Origin of the sequence: Bartonella sp. AP150HLJHH (assembly GCF_042196385.1) — a bacterium.
Taxonomy (GTDB): Bacteria; Pseudomonadota; Alphaproteobacteria; order Rhizobiales; family Rhizobiaceae; genus Bartonella.
The window spans coordinates 231,658-251,681 of sequence record NZ_JBHIQC010000002.1; the positions used below are offsets into that span (position 1 = coordinate 231,658).

General features: G+C 36.0%; 15 protein-coding genes. 7 read left to right on the plus strand and 8 right to left on the minus strand.

Going from position 1 to position 20,024, the window contains the following annotated elements:
* Positions 1–15: 15 nt before the first annotated feature.
* Both nhaA and ACFING_RS02190 read left to right on the plus strand, forming a co-directional pair.
* Entirely contained in the window at positions 16–1,374 is a 1,359-nt protein-coding gene (nhaA, locus tag ACFING_RS02185) for a Na+/H+ antiporter NhaA (RefSeq protein ID WP_375629563.1), read from the plus strand.
* Positions 1,375–2,335: 961 nt separating this feature from the next.
* Complete coding sequence (locus ACFING_RS02190; RefSeq protein WP_375629565.1) at positions 2,336–2,584, plus strand: hypothetical protein; 249 nt, start codon at positions 2,336–2,338, stop codon at positions 2,582–2,584.
* A gap of 1,396 nt (positions 2,585–3,980) precedes the next feature.
* Here ACFING_RS02190 and ACFING_RS02195 read toward each other — a convergent pair.
* Positions 3,981–5,237, minus strand: coding sequence for an aspartate kinase (locus ACFING_RS02195; RefSeq protein WP_375612083.1), 1,257 nt, complete (start codon positions 5,235–5,237; stop codon positions 3,981–3,983).
* 188 nt (positions 5,238–5,425) lie between these two features.
* On the opposite strand from ACFING_RS02195, the gene ubiG reads away from it, so the two are divergent.
* Complete coding sequence (ubiG, locus tag ACFING_RS02200) at positions 5,426–6,169, plus strand: bifunctional 2-polyprenyl-6-hydroxyphenol methylase/3-demethylubiquinol 3-O-methyltransferase UbiG (protein ID WP_375629567.1); 744 nt, start codon at positions 5,426–5,428, stop codon at positions 6,167–6,169.
* Between the two features lie 20 nt (positions 6,170–6,189).
* On the opposite strand, the gene grxC is transcribed toward ubiG, so the two are convergent.
* Both grxC and ACFING_RS02210 read right to left on the minus strand, forming a co-directional pair.
* Complete coding sequence (grxC, locus tag ACFING_RS02205; RefSeq protein ID WP_375612081.1) at positions 6,190–6,444, minus strand: glutaredoxin 3; 255 nt, start codon at positions 6,442–6,444, stop codon at positions 6,190–6,192.
* A gap of 47 nt (positions 6,445–6,491) precedes the next feature.
* On the minus strand, positions 6,492–7,277 hold the full coding sequence (locus ACFING_RS02210; RefSeq protein ID WP_375621100.1) for a ComF family protein: 786 nt from the start codon (positions 7,275–7,277) through the stop codon (positions 6,492–6,494).
* 196 nt (positions 7,278–7,473) lie between these two features.
* Between ACFING_RS02210 and ACFING_RS02215 the strand changes: the two genes are divergently transcribed.
* Positions 7,474–8,352 (plus strand): methyltransferase, encoded by an 879-nt coding sequence (locus ACFING_RS02215; protein WP_375629570.1) that lies wholly within the window; start codon positions 7,474–7,476, stop codon positions 8,350–8,352.
* A 7-nt stretch (positions 8,353–8,359) separates the two neighbouring features.
* Here the strand turns inward: ACFING_RS02215 and ACFING_RS02220 are convergent, their stop codons facing one another.
* On the minus strand, positions 8,360–9,715 hold the full coding sequence (locus ACFING_RS02220; RefSeq protein WP_375629572.1) for an L-cystine transporter: 1,356 nt from the start codon (positions 9,713–9,715) through the stop codon (positions 8,360–8,362).
* 828 nt (positions 9,716–10,543) lie between these two features.
* Here ACFING_RS02220 and ACFING_RS02225 point away from each other — a divergent pair.
* The gene (locus tag ACFING_RS02225; protein WP_375629574.1) at positions 10,544–10,981 is read left to right on the plus strand and encodes a type ISP restriction/modification enzyme; all 438 of its coding nucleotides are present in this window, start codon (positions 10,544–10,546) and stop codon (positions 10,979–10,981) included.
* 1,128 nt (positions 10,982–12,109) lie between these two features.
* On the opposite strand, the gene ACFING_RS02230 is transcribed toward ACFING_RS02225, so the two are convergent.
* Positions 12,110–13,483, minus strand: a complete 1,374-nt coding sequence (locus ACFING_RS02230) for a glutamate--cysteine ligase (RefSeq protein ID WP_375621104.1) — start codon at positions 13,481–13,483, stop codon at positions 12,110–12,112.
* 68 nt (positions 13,484–13,551) lie between these two features.
* A complete protein-coding gene (locus ACFING_RS02235) occupies positions 13,552–14,295 on the minus strand; it encodes a 16S rRNA (uracil(1498)-N(3))-methyltransferase (RefSeq protein WP_375621105.1) in 744 nt (247 codons plus the stop codon).
* 235 nt (positions 14,296–14,530) lie between these two features.
* Between ACFING_RS02235 and ACFING_RS02240 the strand changes: the two genes are divergently transcribed.
* Complete coding sequence (locus ACFING_RS02240) at positions 14,531–14,674, plus strand: hypothetical protein (RefSeq protein WP_273790383.1); 144 nt, start codon at positions 14,531–14,533, stop codon at positions 14,672–14,674.
* 315 nt (positions 14,675–14,989) lie between these two features.
* Here the strand turns inward: ACFING_RS02240 and ACFING_RS02245 are convergent, their stop codons facing one another.
* Positions 14,990–16,870 carry an AsmA family protein gene (locus ACFING_RS02245; RefSeq protein WP_375629577.1) on the minus strand — a complete coding sequence of 627 codons (1,881 nt, stop codon included), beginning with the start codon at positions 16,868–16,870 and terminating at the stop codon, positions 14,990–14,992.
* Positions 16,871–17,185: 315 nt separating this feature from the next.
* Here ACFING_RS02245 and folD point away from each other — a divergent pair, with 315 nt between their 5' ends.
* Positions 17,186–18,085, plus strand: coding sequence for a bifunctional methylenetetrahydrofolate dehydrogenase/methenyltetrahydrofolate cyclohydrolase FolD (gene folD, locus ACFING_RS02250; RefSeq protein WP_375629579.1), 900 nt, complete (start codon positions 17,186–17,188; stop codon positions 18,083–18,085).
* Positions 18,086–18,151: 66 nt separating this feature from the next.
* Here folD and edd read toward each other — a convergent pair whose 3' ends face one another.
* Complete coding sequence (edd, locus tag ACFING_RS02255; protein ID WP_375629582.1) at positions 18,152–19,975, minus strand: phosphogluconate dehydratase; 1,824 nt, start codon at positions 19,973–19,975, stop codon at positions 18,152–18,154.
* Positions 19,976–20,024 lie beyond the last annotated feature (49 nt).

The window sequence follows — 20,024 nt, forward strand, 5'->3', positions numbered from 1 at the left end:
TTCTTGGAGTTGTTCATGTCTGATTTATCTTCAAATCGCCTGCCTAATCGCGCTTCTCGTGTCACCAATCAAGCGCTTTCTGCTATCGAGCGTTTTCTCCATATTGAAGCTCTTAGTGGTGTTGTTCTTTTATTAGCTGCTGCTGCTGCACTTATTTTTGCCAATTCTAAATATGCTGCTTTCTATGAATCTTTTTGGCATACACCTCTTGGCTTTAATTTGGGTCATTTCACTCTTTCATGGGATTTACATTTCTGGGTTAATGATGCCCTTATGACTATTTTCTTTCTCGTCGCAGGAATGGAAATTCGACGCGAAATTCATGAAGGTGCTCTTGCCGATTTTAAACAAGCAATCTTACCAATTGTTGCTGCAATAGGGGGCGTTTGTGTTCCTGCAATTATTTACTTTATCTTTAATTTTAACGAGGGACATATCCGCGGTTGGGCTGTGCCAACAGCAACAGATATTGCCTTTGCTCTAGGTATTCTTGCTCTTCTAGGAAAAAAAATTCCTTCTAATCTTCATATTATTCTTCTATCATTAGCAATTATTGACGATATTATCGCTGTTCTTATTATTGCTTTTTTCTACTCAACAAACATTGAGCCTAGCGGTTTAATGATTGCAGGAGCGGGTATTGCTTTGGTACTATTTTTTCAGTGGATCGGGCTTGCATCAGCATGGCTTTACATTTTACCTGGTGCAATCATTTGGTGGGGTTTAATGGTAACAGGTGTTCACCCATCGCTTGCTGGCGTAATCTTAGGGATGATGACTCCCGTTCTTCCTACCCGTACTCTTGTAGCGCCACTCACCATGCTCAGTAACGCTATGCAAATTCTTCAAGAAAAAAATACAAAAACAGATCTGCATCATATTTCAACAGCATTGAAAAAGATGCGCAAAGGACAACGGGCCATGATTGCCCCAGTAACACGTGTTCAAAAAGCATTGCATCCATGGGTTGCATACGGTATCATGCCAGTTTTTGCCTTCGCAAATGCAGGAGTAAGTTTTGCAAACTTTGATCTTTCTTCTGACAAATCATTCTTGATTGTTCTGGGTGTTGTCATTGGTCTTTTCATCGGTAAGCCTCTTGGTATTATCACTGCCAGTTATATAGCTGTAAAATCAGGGCTATGCCGCCTACCCCCTCATATGACCTGGACAGGCGTTTTACTCATTGGTTTTTTAGCAGGAATTGGCTTTACAATGTCTATTTTTGTTTCAATGCTCGCTTTTAAAGATATTATTCTGCTTGATGCGGCAAAAATTGGGGTCCTTTGTGGCTCAGGTTTATCTGCCCTTATCGGTCTGGGATATGGATTTATTTATATTAAGCGCAATAAAGGAATTTCTCATAGTTCCTAACAAACTAACTGAAAATACATTTTTATGCAGAACTTTTAAAAAACGATTTCGCTCATTTGTTGGGTTCGGACGATATTTAATGTAAAAGCTGTTGTCTCGCCTCATCTTTACACTTATGAAGGAGAAAGCTAACATCATCATACTATTTACGAGCCTCTAATGTTACAACACCTTTGACTCTTAAGAAGACTTATAAGAGATATTTTTATTTCTTTCTTCAATATTCTTTTACTCATGCACCAGCTCCACTCATGATATGCACAGAAATGATTTTAATTGTTTCAATATAAAAGGCTTCGTGGTTTCAGAAAAGCTGCCTTTCGTCAGGACTATTATTCACTATAAAAAAATTAATTATTATGAATCAATATCTTATGTTTAATCATACGAAACAGATAAGAATAAGCAAAATTCAATAATCAGTTAAGTAATTCCATGGTTTATTTTTTTCCAATAAACCACCCTCCTCGTTACTGATTTTATTGCGGTATTCTAAATAACTTTAATTTTTATCTGCTTAAAAGCACATTATTTTTGGATAAAAAATATTTAATTTATCATTATAAATCTTGAATGGAGTTCAAATATCGTATGATTTCTTCATTTCAAATCTGTACATGATAAATCAATCAAGACTATTCTCTTACACGTCACAAGCCGAGGAGAAATATGAATTATTTGAAGAAAGAAGACTGCTTCACCATATCCATACAAGAGTTGTTCAACACGAAAACTAAAAATTAAATGATGACGGCCAACTGACACCTTTGATCTAAGAAGGAGATGGGGCGCACAATGGCTTTACCGTTATACCATTCATGGTCGGTGCCGTGAAATGGACTTGGGGGACTTGAGAGATATTTTTTCAAAACAAGCGCGTAAATTGGCACTATAATAGCGTTTTGTTTTACGTGAAAGGTATATACGATTTAAATAACGCAATAAACAAAAACGTGAACCAATGTGTAATATCCATTATTTAAAAGATATTGCTGTCAATACCTTTGAAAATTGTAAAGCAGAATTAAAAGGAAGTTGGTTTTCACTTTTATGGCTTCATATTCTCACCCAATTAGGTTTTATCTCCATTTCAGAAATTACCCCACTAGGTATACGCAACATCCTTATTCCTATCTGGCATACAAAAACAGGAGTTGCTCGTAGGCCCCTTATCCGTCTCAATATACCATCAAATATGCATCTGCTCTGACATTAGATATTGATACAGGTAACAAAAAACAAAAGATTTATTTGGAATAACAACGTCATAACATCACTATTAAATTGACAATGGAGTGGAAAAATATTCCCGTTTTTTATCATCGACACATCGCTTGTCTCACTCCATGAAAGAATTAAACTTGAAGCATGCTTTCATAGGGAGCACTCTAGTTTACGTAATTAACTCGCGGGAAAAAAGAAACCCCTAGTCATTTAGACTATTCTAAAACATATGATTGATGGAAAAATAGAGCATATATATCGTTGTTCTCCCCTTTTTCCGCTCTTATTTGATATTTATTTTCTTTTTGTTTAAAGAGGTCGCTCTATATTTCTTGATACCATAAAATACTCTTCATAGATAATTTAAAAAGCAATGTTTCCGAGACTTTCGAATTTATACAACGCCACATAAAATACAAGAAGAGTAAAATAATATGGCTATATTTCTCACAAGAAGAGCTTTACTTACAAAGACCACCATTTGCAAAATATGTAAAAATGATAAGAAACTAGCACAATATACTGCAAAAACGAAAGAATGTATTTCATGTGTGATTGGCAGTATGACACAGAAAATACTTATAATAGAGTAGTTAAGGGAAGAAAGTTAACCTAAAGAACATATGGAGGTATCAAAAACTTTGTAAATCTTAATCATAATTCAAAAAAGAGAAATAGACATGAAAAAAATTTAAGTAATAAAATCATAAAAGCAACACACTGTAACATTATCATTAATTTTGATCTATATTTACATGATTTTATGAAAAGTACTTCTGAAGAAGCTATAAACGCATAATACATGGTAATTTTATAACTTATAGTGCAACATAAATATTATCTATAGAGATATATTTTTTATTGCCTCGTAATACGGAAAAAATTAAATTTTCAAGATATACATAAAGTCATAAACAATCATTTGATGACAAACTAAACATCTCTAGAAAATACATCATCAATTCTATTTTGGTAATTCCGTCACTAATCCAATGAGCTCCCATTTCTCTAAGATTTATAATATTAAATCTGTATTCACGAGGCTGTCCCTCATGTAACATGCATTCTTTGAATAAACGCAGTGCATTGTTCCTTAGTTCTATTAAGGCTTATCGTAAAGTCTTCTCCATCTCACTCTATAGGCTCTAAAACGTTTATAGACGGCATATTTTATATCCCTTCTTAAACCGTTTTTTACCCAAACATCTTTCTCTTGTAATGTATAAGTGACCATTTTAAATTCATCATGAACAAGTTTAAAATGAGAGAGTCCTGCTGTATTAAATATTCCATTTAAGTTAAAATATAAATATCCTTAACAAAAATTATTAATATATATTAAAGCTTTACGTTATTGAAACTCTGTTGAAACTAAAAAATACTTATCCCTTATCAAGTGCATAAACAGCATGTAATGTTCTAACCGCAAGTTCAGTGTAAGCACTATCAATCAAAATAGAAATTTTAATTTCTGAGGTCGTAATTGCTTGAATGTTAATACCCTTTTCAGCCAAAGCCTTAAATGCTGTAGCGGCAACACCTGCATGGCTACGCATTCCAATACCAATCACAGATACCTTGGCGAGATCGCTTTCAAACTGGAGAACATCAAATCCAATTTCTTTGCGATTCTTTTCAAGAAGTGTAACGGCTTTTTCTACATCTGATGATGGTACAGTAAAAGTCATATCAGTTTTTGAGCCATCTTCAGAAATATTTTGCACAATCATATCAACATTAATGCTTTCTTCAGCCAAGGGACCAAAAATTGCTGCCGAAATCCCTGGACGATCGGCAAGCCGACGAAGGGAAATTTGTGCTTCATCCTTAGCAAAAGCAATACCAGTAACATTTTGTTGTTCCACAATTTCATCCTCATCGCAAATAAGTGTTCCAGAAGAACTCATTGGATCCTCCATGCCTAACGCATCAGGATCCTCAAAACTTGAACGCACAAAGGTACGAACCTTATGAACCATTGCCAATTCAACAGAACGAACCTGTAAAACCTTTGCACCAAGAGAAGCCATTTCTAGCATTTCTTCAAAAGCTACTTTTGGTAAACGACGCGCTTTCGGCTCTATACGTGGATCCGTTGTATAAACACCATCCACATCCGTATAAATATCACAGCGATCAGCTTGTACAGCAGCGGCTATAGCAACAGCACTTGTATCTGATCCCCCACGCCCTAAGGTAGAAATCCGGTTATCCGGAGATAACCCCTGAAAACCAGCAATAACGGCAACCTGACCTTCCTGAAAACACTCGATTAAAAAAGATCCATCAATATTAGTAATACGTGCACGGCCATGCGCATTGTCTGTATGAATAGGAATTTGCCAACCAAGCCATGAACGTGCATTCACCCCCATTTCTTGAAGTGTCAAAGCCAACAAACCTGACGTAACCTGTTCACCAGAAGCAACCACAACATCATATTCACGAGCATCTCTATGCATAGAGGAAGCATCACTTGTCCACTGAACAAGTTCATTTGTTTTACCAGCCATCGCAGATACGACAACGGCAACCTCATTGCCTGCATCAACCTCTCTTTTGACATGCCTTGCAACATTATGAATACATTCAATGTTTGCTACAGATGTTCCACCAAATTTCATGACAATGCGCGCCATTAATAACACTCTTACCTTTACATCTCTTATCTCAAACAGTAATGAGAATTAGATGCTGTATCAACTAACCATTTTCTCGACATAGCGAATATCTATCATTTGTGCAAGTTTCATTATGATTATATTAATTTCTCTTGACTTTGTATAAAATCTACTTGACCTGATCATTAAAAATAAAGGAAGGCAACATGATCGATGAAACACAAACGACTATTGATCAAAGTGAAATTGATCATTTTTCACGTATTGCTACAGAATGGTGGAATCCACAAGGAAAATTTCGACCTCTTCACCAATTTAACCCAACACGCCTTGCTTACATCAGAGAAAAAATCTGTTTAGAGTTTAATCGTGACCCTTCTTCACTTACGCCCTTTCACAATTTGAAAATTCTTGATATTGGCTGTGGAGGAGGCTTGTTATCTGAACCAATGGCACGTCTTGGTGCTATAGTTGTAGGCGTTGATGCTGCACAAACAAATATTGAAGTCGCAAAAACCCATGCAGCTCAAAATGACCTTTTAATTGATTACCGCACGACGACAGCAGAAGTACTTGCCAATGAAGGAGAAAAATTTGATATCATCCTTAATATGGAAGTTGTTGAACATGTCGCTGACGTTAATCTCTTCATAGCAGCTACAGCAAAAATGTTGAAACCACAAGGGTTGATGTTTGTCTCAACACTCAACCGCACATGGAAAGCATGGGGGCTTGCTATTGTAGGCGCTGAATATATTCTACGTTGGCTTCCTAAAGGAACCCATGATTATAAAAAATTCCTAAAACCTCTAGAACTTAAAAATTTCTTATCAAAAAACGCTCTGACTGTCGTTGATGAGATAGGTATTACTTATAACCCATTAAACGACAGCTGGAATCGCTCAAAAGACATGGGCGTTAACTATCTCCTTCTTGCAAAACGGTCTTAAGAATATGTAATTTACAAACATTATATGCCTTGTAATAAAGAATTGAGCTTTCCCTCAGCCTCTAAAGCATAAAGATCATCACAACCGCCAACGTGATAATCACCTATGAAAATTTGTGGAAATGTATTACGTCCATTTGCACGCTGTACCATTTCTTGGCGAAGGGATGTGGAAGCATCAATATCTGTATACTTTACGCCTTTTTTATTAAGCAAATCACGTGCTTTTGTACAATAAGGACAGTTAGGGCGTGTATAAATTATTACCTCTTTCATAGTATTATCCTCCAATATTTTTTAATAATATTCATTTTAAATTCCTCTTAAGAAGAGGGAAAAATAGAATCTTCTTTGAGAACACGCGAAAATGTTAGCACATCAACCTGTCGTGCACCTGCATCTTTTAATGCAGCAGCTGCTGCTGTAACTGTTGCACCCGTTGTAAATACATCATCAATCAGCAAAACAGAACATCCTTTGAGATATTTTTTAACTTTATGCGAAACCTTAAAAGCATTTTTTACGTTAAGTTTTCTCTCTCTCGAAGAAAGACTAACCTGCGGACGGGTATGCCGACAACGAACAAGCCAACTCGGTTTTAAAAGCTTTTTTTGTGATGCTGCAATGTAACGTGCAAGCTCAGCAGATTGATTATAACGCCTCTCCCAAAAACGACGAAAATGCAATGGAATGGGAATAATAACATCACAATCATCAATAACCTCGCGTCCAGCAAACATCATCCAATTGGCCATAAATGATGCCAATTCTATATGATCACCATATTTTAAGCGCGTTACTAAAGTTCGTGCAAGCCCTTTATGAACAATGACTGAGCGAACACGTGAAAAAGGATGGGAATTACGGAGTGCTTCACCACTAAGAAAACCATCCCCCATATCACAAACAAAAGGAGTCCCCATAACAGGACAATAAGGTTTTGTGATAAATTGAAGATCTTTCCAACATTCGGAGCAAATCGTACCATAAGTAAAAACATTTTGCTTACATCCAGGACAAATTGGTGGATAAAGCATCGTTTTCAAGCGTTCAACGAACTTACTTAGTATATCCCCACTATTTAACGCCGCTTCTCGAAAATACAACATTATAAATTTAGGCTTTTACAAGTTTCCCTCAGAACAAAAGTTCCTTTGTATTTCCTCAATTTATAATTTTAATTCCTTTAAAAACTCTTACCTTCTATAAATTTATTTTCTTTCATATTATAAACTTGACAGAGCTTGCACAAATAATGAACCTTTTTAAAATATATTCTTTCATAGATCGAAAGTGTTCTACAATATGTCGCATCCTTTAATTTTTGATCATAACCGCATTGAACAATTCCGAAAACGTGCCTTTCAAAAAGCAAAAAAAGGATGTGACTTTTTACTCTCTCACATGGCAGAAGATCTCTATAAACGCCTTAGCACTGTTGATCGCCTCTTTACATTAGCTCTCGATTTACACAGCCATACAGACCTTGCTGCGCAAGCTTTAATGAAATCTGGAAAAGTTTGTTCCATAGAACGCATTGAGACCGATACGCTTTATCAAAGCCATGATAAAAAATTTCATTTACGTCATCGAGAATTTCTTGATTTACCTCAAAGTTACTGTGACCTTATTGTTTCACTTCTTTCATTACAATTGACCAATGATACCCCTGGTATTCTAAGCCAGATAAAAAATACTCTTAAACCAGATGGCTTATTTCTTGCTGTTATGGCAGGAGCTGGTACATTAAGAGAATTGCGGGAAAGCCTGCTGCAAGCTGAAAGTGAAATTTATGGTGGAGCAAGCCCTAGAATCTACCCTTTTGCCGACATTCGTGATGCAGGCGCTCTTTTACAGCGTGTTGGCTTTGCCCTGCCTGTAGCAGACGTTGAAGATATCACAATACGTTATAATACAATGTTTGACCTTATGCACGATCTTAAAGCTATGGGAATGCAAAATGCACTCATCAATCGTTCACGACGCCCTGTATCCAAACGTTTTTTTCTCCGCGCAGCTGAAATCTATGCACAACAATTTAGTGATCCTGATGGACGTATTCGTGCACATTTTTCTTTCATCTGGCTCTCTGGTTGGGCTCCTCATCCCAACCAACAAAAACCCCTACAACCTGGTTCAGCGCAAATATCTCTTACAGATGTTTTACAGCCCCAAAAAATATAACCTAAAATTATTTTTTTAAAATACTTTTATCTGTTGTCCGTAATATTTGACTAGTGACCGTTCCAGCTATCATTGAATCGCTCACGTTTAGAGCAGTACGTCCCATATCAATTAGCGGTTCAATAGAGATAAGTACAGCAACCAAAGTAACAGGAAGCCCCATAATTGGTAACACAATCAATGCAGCGAAAATAGCACCTCCCCCCACACCAGCAACACCAATAGAACTCAACGTTACAACACCAATAAGCGTAGCAATCCAAGTGGGATCAAGAGGATTAATACCCATAGAGGGTGCAATCATGGTCGCAAGCATTGCTGGATAAAGACCAGCACAACCATTTTGTCCAATTGTTGCCCCAAAAGAAGCTGCAAAACTCGCAATGGATTGTGGTACACCTATCCACTGTGTTTGCGCTTCAATATTCAAAGGAATACTTGCAGCACTTGAACGACTGCTAAAAGCAAATGTTAAAACTGGTAAAACCTTTTTGAAAAAACGAAAGGGATTAATCCCAGAAATACCAAGCAATACACCATGAATTCCAAAAATTAAAATAATACCGACATAAGAGGCAATGATAAAAACCAGTAAATTTAAAATATCTGTAATACGCGATATTGCTCCTACTTTCGTCATAAGTGCAAAAATACCATAAGGCGTCAAAGCAATCACAATACGGACTAACCGCATAATCCAAGCTTGTGCCACTTGAATAAATAAAAGCGCTTTTTCTCCTTTTTCTGGCTCATCTTTCTTTAAAAGAAGAACCGATGCACCTAAAAATGACGCAAAAATAACAACACTGATAATTGACGTACGTTTAGCTCCACTCAACTCAGCAAATGGATTTTTAGGAATCATAGACAAAATCATCTTTGGTATATTCATATCTCCAAGTTTAGAAATATGACCTTCAAGAAGAGCAGAAACATTTTGCCCTTCATGCACTAAACCATCGGTTGTTAATCCAAAAAAATTAACCACAAGCACACCAACCAATGCTGAAAGAGCCGTTGTAAAAAGCAATATTGAAATTGTTATTATACTCATCTTTCCAACAGCATAAACAGAATGTAAATGAGCAACTGCTGAAACGATAGAGATAAAAACCAATGGCATAACAATCATTTGCAACAATAAAATATAGCCCTCACCGACAATGTTAAACCATTCAACGGATTTCAATAAAGTGCTTTCACCCTCTCCATAAATAAACTGCAAAACACTTCCAAAAATCAAGCCAAGGATAAGCCATAGCATAACACGTAGTGAAAGACTCCATTGCATTTTCTTACTTTGAGAAACCAATAATAAAAAAATAACAAATAGAAATAAATTGACGAAAAAATTAAATGTCATTGTCTATACTCACTATTATTATGGTTGACATAAATAATCTGCATAATTCAAAATCAATGCATGATATTTAAAATTAACCTATAAAGCTTACAAGGCTTTTACAAAATCATTATTTTTTTAATTTATAGATTAAAAGAGAATTTTTTATCTACTAATAACTGTTTAAAGAAAATAAATAAAATTATTTTCTTATTATTTAAATTTTCACTCTCATAAAATATTTAAAAAAGAGAAATATAAGCAACATTCATTGCATCTTAATACTGAATAATTACAGCATATCTTATCCTATAAATCTCCTTACCTCTCTCTTTTTCTATTTGAACTGAAGCGGGCTTTCCAAGCAAGGATGAATTAACAATTGAACATTCATGATTTTTCTAGAAAATACACCAACAAGCTACTTCTGCTCATTTTATGGACTGCACTCTCAATAGCTTTGATCAGCACTTCAAATATAATTATTTTATTGAAAATACTTTTTATACATTCTTTCTTTGCTCTCAATGAAAGCTTTTTTATTTTTCAAAACTCTTTTTATAATCATAAAAAGGCTTTGAAATACAACATGTTGATTTATAATCATAATTTACTGTTTTGCATATTAAATTTGCATATTAAATGAGAGTCCCGAATAACGTAAGATTCTCTCATTTCAAACCTGTTTATCTTGAATCAATCAAAATCATTTGCTTGCACGTCACAAGCAGGGCTGGCGTATGAGTAAAAATGTATAAGAAAGGAGTAAAAAGACCTTTTATGAAACATCTTAATGCAAGAGTTGCCGTAACATTGGAAGGCGGAGCTTGAGCAGCAAATATAAATAATATGATTGCTTTTTATAATAGCGCAGTAAAACGTTTTAACGATACCTATTCATATGCTGATCGAACAACACGTGCACATGCTATAGATAATTTTGTCACTTTAGATATAAAAAAGATAAGTTGGAGTTATAATCTTACGCAAGAACTAATAAGAGGAAAGGTTTTTGAATTTGAAGAGGCATGCCTCACTCAGAGTTCATATCATCCTTTTACGCAACAGTGGTTTTATTATAATCGGAATCTCAACGATGGAATTTACCAAATGCCTCGTATAGTCCTGATAGGACAAAAAGTTGAAAATAGGATGATACAAATTACAGGCATAGGAGCACGAAGCGTTTTTTCTGTATTGATAGCTAAGAATTTGCCTAATCTAGATGCAATAGATACAGGTCAATGCTTTCCACGGTATCTTTATAAAAACGTTGAATCTCTGTAACTGTTCATGATGAAAAACAATCCCATTTGTTTGCAAATTCAATAAAGGAAAGAAAAACATCTGGTTTACAGAGGCGTGATGCCATTAGGGATGAAGGACGAGCACATTTTAAAGCTGCTTATCCTAGTGAGAGCATAACAAAGACGATTACAAATTTCTAGATAATGAAAACAATGGAAAAGACTGAGGATATATGATTAAAATGGGAGGCTTTAAGCCTAAAAATATTATAAATTTTATGAATAATACAGTTTAAAGCATTAAAAGCAGTCTTACAGTAGATTTACAATGTATGGGGATAATTAATTGCCTATAATAAGTTGCGCTCATACTGATAAAGATTATTCTGCTATAGAAATGTTGTGCTTTTTTGACTTTTTGTGCGTATTCAAACACTCATTCGTTGCAAATTCAATCTCTTTATCTCGTGCCTCTTTATCAAGAATAATAGTATTTTAATATAATACCCCTTTGCATACAAATAGTTATTTCTTATCTATGAATAGCTTATAATTTCATATAACTCTATGAAGATAATATTTTTTATTTATCAATATTTAATGATGTAATTAACACATTCATTATATATATATAATAATCTTTATTTCTATCTATTTACATAATATATTTCTTTTTTTATAAAAATAAAATTGAGTTATACATACATCGATCTATCGGTATTTTTTCTACTTTCTTTTTAGCGCACTGAAAGATTGATATCGTAATTTTTGTATAATAAAATACTCTTTCATATAAGCATCGTATATTGAATTATAATAATTGACTATTAACGGCAAATTATATTTTTTTATCCCTTTTAAAAGTAAAAAATATTATTTTCAGACCTATTCATAAGTAGGCTTAGCCAAGTGAATAAAAAATGTTTGATAATAAGCTTTATCTCTTATGAACTATCTTTTGTACAAAGGGACAACATTATGATTACGGAAATATCGTGATATTATTAGGTATAAAAATCACACTCCCCAAGAAATTTTTGTATTGTATCCTTTCCGTTATGAGAAATGTTAAAAGCAAGATAGGGTATGCTCTCTAGAGCAAATGAGTGAATGAACCACCACGGTGATATGTATTTTTAAAAAAATAGGAAGTATCTTTGCTTCAAATTTAATAGGCACATTCTAAAAATAAAGGTTCTACAGACTCATTCCAAATAGAATAGTAATGGGACAAATATTTTTCAGCATCTGTTTGTCCCATTGCAACAACCTCTTCTAAAGGATTAAGAAAATTTGTTTCATCAAAACCATTCGTATCATACTGTTTGCGATTTTTTAAGCCTTTGCGAGCAATAGTAAGAGCTTGACGTGCTAACTCTAAAAGAATAGTTTGACGAAAAGGAGTTCTTAACCCTTCTTTAGGAACACGTTGGCGCAACTCTAAAACTTCTTCAAAACACCAATCTTTTGTCAAAGCCTCTGCCTCATTAAGTGCTTCCCTATCATAAAGAAGCCCAACCCAAAAAGCTGACAACGCACAAATGCGCTTCCAAGAACCACAATCAGCTCCCCTCATTTCTAAAAATCTTTTTAATCGGACTTCAGGAAATAACGTTGATAAGTGATTAATCCAATCTCCCATGTTTGGAATTGAATTTGCAACTTGTCCTTTTAATGCTCCATTCATAAACTGACGAAACGTTATGTGTGTACAATCATAATAACGACCATCACGCACAACAAAATACATTGGAACATCAAGGGCCCATTCAACATAATCAGCAAAACCAAAACGCTCAGAAAATACAAAGGGCAGAACGCCTGTCCTCTGATTATCCGTATTACGCCAAATTTCAGAACGCCACGATAAAAAGCCATTTGGGCGCCCTTCTGTAAAGGGCGAACTTGCAAATAATGCCGTTGCAATGGACTGTAACTTCATGGATACTTGCATTTTTCGCCGCATATCACTTTCAGATGAAAAATCAAGATTAACCTGAACTGTTGATGTGCGATACATCATATTAAGACCATTATACCCCACTTTAGGCATATAATCAGTCATAATCTGATAACGTGATTTAGGCATTCGCGGCGTTTCAGCTAAAGTCCACTTTGGACTAGCTCCAAGACCTAGAAAACCTATACCTAATGGTTCTGCAATTTTTTTGAGAAGAGTTAAATGCTCCATCAACTCGTAATATGTATGGCTTACTGATTTTAATGGTGCACCAGATAATTCAAATTGTCCCCCAGGTTCCAAAGAAATGGCTCCCTGATCAACTGATCCTACGAGCCCAATAATATTCTCTTCATCTAAAATAGGTTTCCATCCTAAGGCGCTTTGCATCCTCTCTAAAAGCGCTCGGATTCCCCTCTCTCCTTCATAAGGAACAGGGTGAAAACCATCTCTATAAAACGGAAATTTTTCATGTTCTGTACCAATGCGCCAATCATCTTCTGCTTTATACCCCCCTTGGAAATAGCTAACCAAAGAATCTAAGTTATAAATTTCACTTTCATCAGTTATATCAAGCGCCATAACTTACCGTATCCTATAATTGGTATCATCATCTTAAATAAATTGTTTAGAATGATTTTACAGATTTCTCAATCCATTGCCCAATCCCCCACGGTAGCATTAAGAAGAGCCAAAGCAGCAACAGCGGCAGTATCAGCGCGTAAAATACGCGGACCTAGTGATATTGGAACCACAAAAGGATGTTTTTTTAAAAAGCTCCGCTCTTCTTCACTAAAGCCACCTTCCGGTCCAATAAGAATACCAGGTGTTGTAACGTCACGCTTTTTAAAAAAAGGTAATGGATTATGCGATTTATGCTCTTCATCACAAAAGAATAAAGGCTGTGTCTCATCCCACTGTGCTAAAAGTTCTGCTAATGATAGAGCCGATACGCATTCAGGAAGAGATAAAATTCCACACTGTTCAGAAGCTTCAATAACATTGGCTTCCATACGCGCCATATTGATACGCGTAACCTGCGTATGATGCGTTATAACAGGCTGCAAAATCGATACCCCCATTTCAACAGCTTTCTGCACCATATAATCCAACCGCGCATTTTTGAGTGGAGCAAAGCAATAAATAAGATTGGAATGCGTCGTTTGTAATCTTTCTTGATGGATAAGCTGAACCACAACAAATTTTTTCTTAACAGTGATAAGTTTAGCAAGCCACTCACCATCCTGTCCATTAAAAAGTAAAATTTCTGCTCCTTCTTTCATACGCAAAACATGCATAAGATAAGAAGCTTGTGCCCCCTCTATCTTTATTTCTTCATTCAAAGCCAATGTCTGTCGGATAAATAATCTTTTAAGTTTATAATTTATGCGCATAAAAATTTTGCCAATGCTCACTATCGTCATCGAGAAAATGAAGAAAAATATATAGCAAAAAGAAAAAATTATATCTATAGAACTATAATATATTAAAGAATTATAGAGTTTTTTTAGCTTTATGAGATAATAATAGGAACTTATAGATCCTTAAGTGATTCTGCTTTCATAAAAGTTTAAATAATGCACCATTCATCTTTGCATTCAGTCATTGATGCATCCGTGGAGGAAAAATATGTCTGCTAAAAAAGCTACAATTATTACGATTACAACCCTCTTAGCCTTTATTTTGATTACAGTGGGAATTGGTTCTGTTGGAGCCGACGGGAAGCATACAATTACCAAAGATGGCTATGGTATTTCTTCTGCGATTCAATAAGCACTGGCCAACATCCTCCTTAAAATTTTAATGTTTTTTAGCAATTTTTATAAGATTAGCACCGATATTATGAATCTCTTGTATTTGAAAGATTCCATAAGAAGGTTTTTTATTCCTCTCTTCAGTCATTTATCTATACCAACCTCACTTATTATGACGGTGAGGATGGTTTTTACTGCTTCACGACGAACGGATTTAAAATGAGAGAATCTTCCGATAATGGGAGCTCTGATTTAAATTTAAAAGACAATTTTAAGTTGCAAAAAGACGAATTACCATTATAGGATAGAATATTATACAGATGAAAAACGATACTCAATCTGCGTTAATATCTTTTGTAACCCAAAAATCACCATGATTTTGTCCTTTAGAGCTTAGAGAAAATGTAAAAGGCCATGCAAGGCTATTAGCAAGACATTGGACATCTTTACATAAAGTTTCTGATCTATAGTTTTTGCGTAGTTGTGCCTGTAATATCAGTTCATTTTCCTTCCCTTGCGCAATAGCAGTTGCAATGGTTCCTTGAATGGATAAGCTCAAGTCTGCTGTACGCATTAATGACTCTGTTACCTTCATCATACCTTCTGAAAAGCTTGTCTGAATATCCCAGTGATCAAATGTTGTTGAAAAAGTATCATTATTCATTAAAAGAAATTGTTGTTTATTTGAAAGTCTTGTTTGTAATTCATTCAGATCATACCCTAATAGCCGACCAGAAGACATCTTCAGTGTTAACTCACCCTGCATTTTCGTAAAAATTTCTGGCCAAGAATCAGCAAGTGTTCGTACCGTTGCAGTAAAATTCGTTTTGCTTTGTATAAATGGAATAAATCCCAAGATTTCTAAAGTCTCCTGCATATCAATAGAAGCACCTGAAATATTTCCTCCAATACGCACTTTCTGTCCAGCTGACGTAACTTCAATATTACTTTGCACGGATCCACCAAAAATATTCGCATGTCCAAGATCAAAAATACCATGCCCATCTCTTATTTGTATTGCAGCAGCTAAATTTGTGAGTGAAATATTTCCTATTTTAGCTTGTGGCGCAGAAAGTCGTATATCCACGCCAATACGATCAAAAATTCTCATGTCAAAGCAGGCATTTTTCTTTTTACCTGAAAAAAACATTGAACCCAAGAGGCTAAGGTCTAGGTTATCAAAAGCTAAAGAGCCCATGAGATTTGGTACATAATCTTGAAAATCGAGTTTTAAAGCTCCTCGCGCATTGGCTTTCCCCATCGTAAATGTAACATTGTTCATTTGGATATGCATTGGCTGCGCTAAAAAATGAGATTCCCATACAATGGGTATTTTTAATTTATGTCCCCAAAACTGATTTCCACCAACCCAAGACAATGTCTGATTCCATCCAGGAGAACGCATCGACACTTTTCCGTCAAAAATATAATATTCAGATAATCGAGCCTTTCCTGTAAAAGTTATTCCCCCACGTACAGAATTGAGACTTGCCCTAATATGACTTTTGCCTCCTGCAAGAAGCAGCAATGCTTGAGAAGCATCAAGTGATAATTTTGTAAATTCTCCGCGCCAACGCGCATCTGCACGTAACCGTACTTCCTGAGTTGATTCCGGCCAATCTAAAGTTGCATTTAATCCTGTTATTTTTTCTGCTACTCCTGAAAAACTATCGTGATACACAAGAACACCATTTTTAATGACAATCCGTCCAAAAGGTTGTTTTAAAAGGTGCTCTATCTCTGGATGCTCAGGATTATGTTTTAATATTTCACGCGTATTACGTATAGCCACCCCTAATGCACCTTGTGAGCGAGAAAACCGATCAAAAAAATCTGCTATTGTTTTAACAGGCTTTTCCATAACAAATTGAGGACGCATAATCCGCGTCTCTGAAAAAGAAATATGTCCCCAAAGAAGATCGACGACAGAAAGATCAACTTCTATTGATTCAGCTTCCATTAATGGCGCAACATCATCCATTTTTGATGTTAAAGTAACGCCAGAAAGAAATGCTTTAGGATAAGGAAAAAGATGTAACCGCGGTGGATCACGCAATTGCACATTGTAACCCGTCCATGCACTTAAATCCTGCGCTAAACGAATACGAATCGCATCTGTAGAAATAAGATAAGGTAAAACGAGAATCCCCACTCCAAATAAAAAGATAATTGTAATAAAAACTCCGCTCAAAAATTTTATTATTCTGATGCGCACATTATCCCTCTATACTTATCCCCCTATAACAGATTAAAAACAAACTTAAATGATCATAAAAAGTTTTTATAATCCTATAATTCACTATATCCACTTTGTATCTTCATTATTTTTGTTCTTTATCCAAAATTTATTCAAACAGCAATGTTGCTGCTTCTTTATAAAGCAATTATTTAAAAGTCTTCAAAACTATAAATCCACAACATTATAAAACCATTCTTACTGTTCTCATATGAATATTGCTATAAAACTCTATCGTATTATTAGAAAATGCTTTACAAAAAAAACAAACAGCCTTACCGAAAGGATCTCTGAATGAATAATATTATCGACGGAAAAAAACTTGCTGAAGAGATTATTGTGAAAGTTAAGGCCGAAACAGCAAAGCTCCGCCATCACTATAATATACAACCTAGTATCGCTGTTATTATCGTTGGAGATGATCCTGCAAGTCAAGTATATGTCACCTCAAAAAATAAAAAAGCCGAAGAATGTGGGTTTCTTTCAATCAAACATGTCGTTTCCAAAGAAACGCAAGAAAAAGATCTCCTTCAACTTATTACAACATTAAATTCTGATCCCAAAATTCATGGTATTTTGGTACAGCTGCCTCTCCCTGCTCATATGAATACAAATCGCATAACACAAGCCGTTGCTTTCCAAAAAGATGTTGATGGTTTTCATTATATTAATGTAGGAAAACTCGCGGCAAATGCACTTGAAGATGCAATTATTCCCTGCACTCCAGCTGGTGCCATGATGATGATTGAACAACACTGTGGACGAGATTTATCTGGACTTGATGCTGTCGTTGTTGGACGCTCTAATATTGTTGGAAAACCTATGGCTGCCCTTTTAACAGCAGCCAATGCCACTGTGACAATTGCCCATAGTCGTACCCGTGACCTTGATGATGTGTGTCGAAGCGCTGATATTCTAGTAGCAGCTGTAGGCCGCCCACAAATGATTAAAAAAGACTGGATAAAAGATGGTGCAATTGTTATTGATGTCGGTATTAACCGCGTTGCTGCACCAGAAAAAGGTATAGGGAAAACACGTCTTGTTGGTGATGTCGATTTTGAAAACGTAAAAGAAAAAGCTGCTGCGATCACCCCTGTTCCTGGAGGCGTTGGACCAATGACAATTGCCATGCTTATGGTTAATACACTCAAAGCCGCCGCGCGATCACACAATCTGCCGATACCAAAATTCTAAAAATTGTAACAATTCCTTGTATATGGTTTCATTGTATATGATTCAGCTTATTTATTTTTGCATTTTTCATGTCATAAAAACAGATGCCCCTTGATCTGCACGATTAACGGATTGACGAAAAACATGAAAAAGTTCGCGTCCAATACCATGTTCGTTTTTTGAAAGATCCGGAGATATGATTTTTCGCGCGTTAAATTTTGCTAAATCCTCCAAAAGGGTTAATTTACCCTCATGAGCATCAAGAAAAACAATATCACCATCCTGCAAACGTGCAATGGGGCCATTATCCACTGCTTCTGGTGTCACATGGAGAGCAGCAGGAATTTTTCCTGACGCTCCTGACATACGCCCATCGGTTATCAATGCTACCTTTTGACCGCGATCTTGTAAAACGCCTAAAATGGTCGTTAATTTATGAAGCTCTGGCATACCATTGGCTTTTGGTCCTTGATAGCGAATAACAGCGATAAAGTCTTTATTATGCAACACTCCAGATTTAAAAGATTTTTGTAGTTCCTCTTGATCATTAAAAACAAAGACTGGTGCTTTAATCTGCCAATACTCTGGTTTAACAGAGGAAACTTTTATAATAGCTGTTCCCAAATCTCCTGATAAAACACGAAGACCACCATCAAGCTGAAATGGCTTTCTCCACCCCGCTAACACCTTATGATCACCACTCTCCTTAAGAGCCGCTTCACGCACCACATGACCATCAGCAGAAAGCTTTGCTTCAATTGCATAAGCATTGAGATCTTTACCAAAAACCGTAGAAACATCTTCATGGACCAAGCCTGCCTCGATAAGCTCGCGAATAATAAATCCCATTCCCCCCGCAGCGTAAAAATGATTAATATCTGCTAAACCGTTAGGATAAATGCGCGCTAAAAGAGGCACAACGGATGAAATTTCTGCAATATCATGCCATGTCAATTTAATACCGCAAACAGCAGCCATAGCAATCAAATGAATCGCATGATTGGTAGAACCTCCTGTTGCATTTAATCCTACAATGGCATTCACAAAAGAACGCTCATCAATGATCATACCAAGTGGACTATAATGATCACCAAGATCTGTCATTTCAAGTACACGTTTCGTAGCTTCTTTTGTTAAAGCATCACGCAACGGTGTATTCGCATTAATAAAAGAAGCTCCAGGCATATGAAGCCCCATCATCTCCAGTATCACCTGATTAGAGTTAGCTGTTCCATAAAATGTACATGTTCCTGGCCCATGATAAGAACGTGCTTCTGATGCTAAAAGTGTTTGCCGATCTATTTTATTTTCCGCGTAAAGTTGACGTATCTTCGCTTTTTCATCATTACCTTGACCACTTGTCATGGGACCAGCTGCTATAAAAATTCCTGGTAAATGACCAAATGTTAGGGCACCAATCAATAAACCTGGCACAATTTTATCACACACCCCAAGATACAATGCTGCATCAAAGACATCGTGTGATAAGCTTATAGCTGTTGCCATTGCAATTACTTCACGCGAAAAAAGGGAAAGCTCCATCCCCGCATTTCCCTGCGTAACACCATCGCACATCGCGGGAACACCACCTGCAACCTGTGCAACACCACCAACCATACGGGCCGACTCTTTAATTAAGTGAGGAAATTTTTCAAAAGGTTGATGTGCTGAAAGTATATCGTTATATGCCGTGATAATGCCAATATTCCCAACGATATTTCCCTTCAAACGCTCTTTATCTATTGCACCACAAGCAGCAAAGCCATGAGCCTGATTGGCACATCCTAAAAAACTCCGTTTGGGGCGATGAACTTGTGCTTTTGCAATACGATCTAAGTAAATTTCTCGTGTTGATTGAGACCGTTCATAAATCCTTCGTGTAACTGTGGCAATTGTCTTGGAAAGTGCCATATTTCTCTCCCCCTTTCATTGTTGCTGCCCCTCATTCATTGAGAGAGAT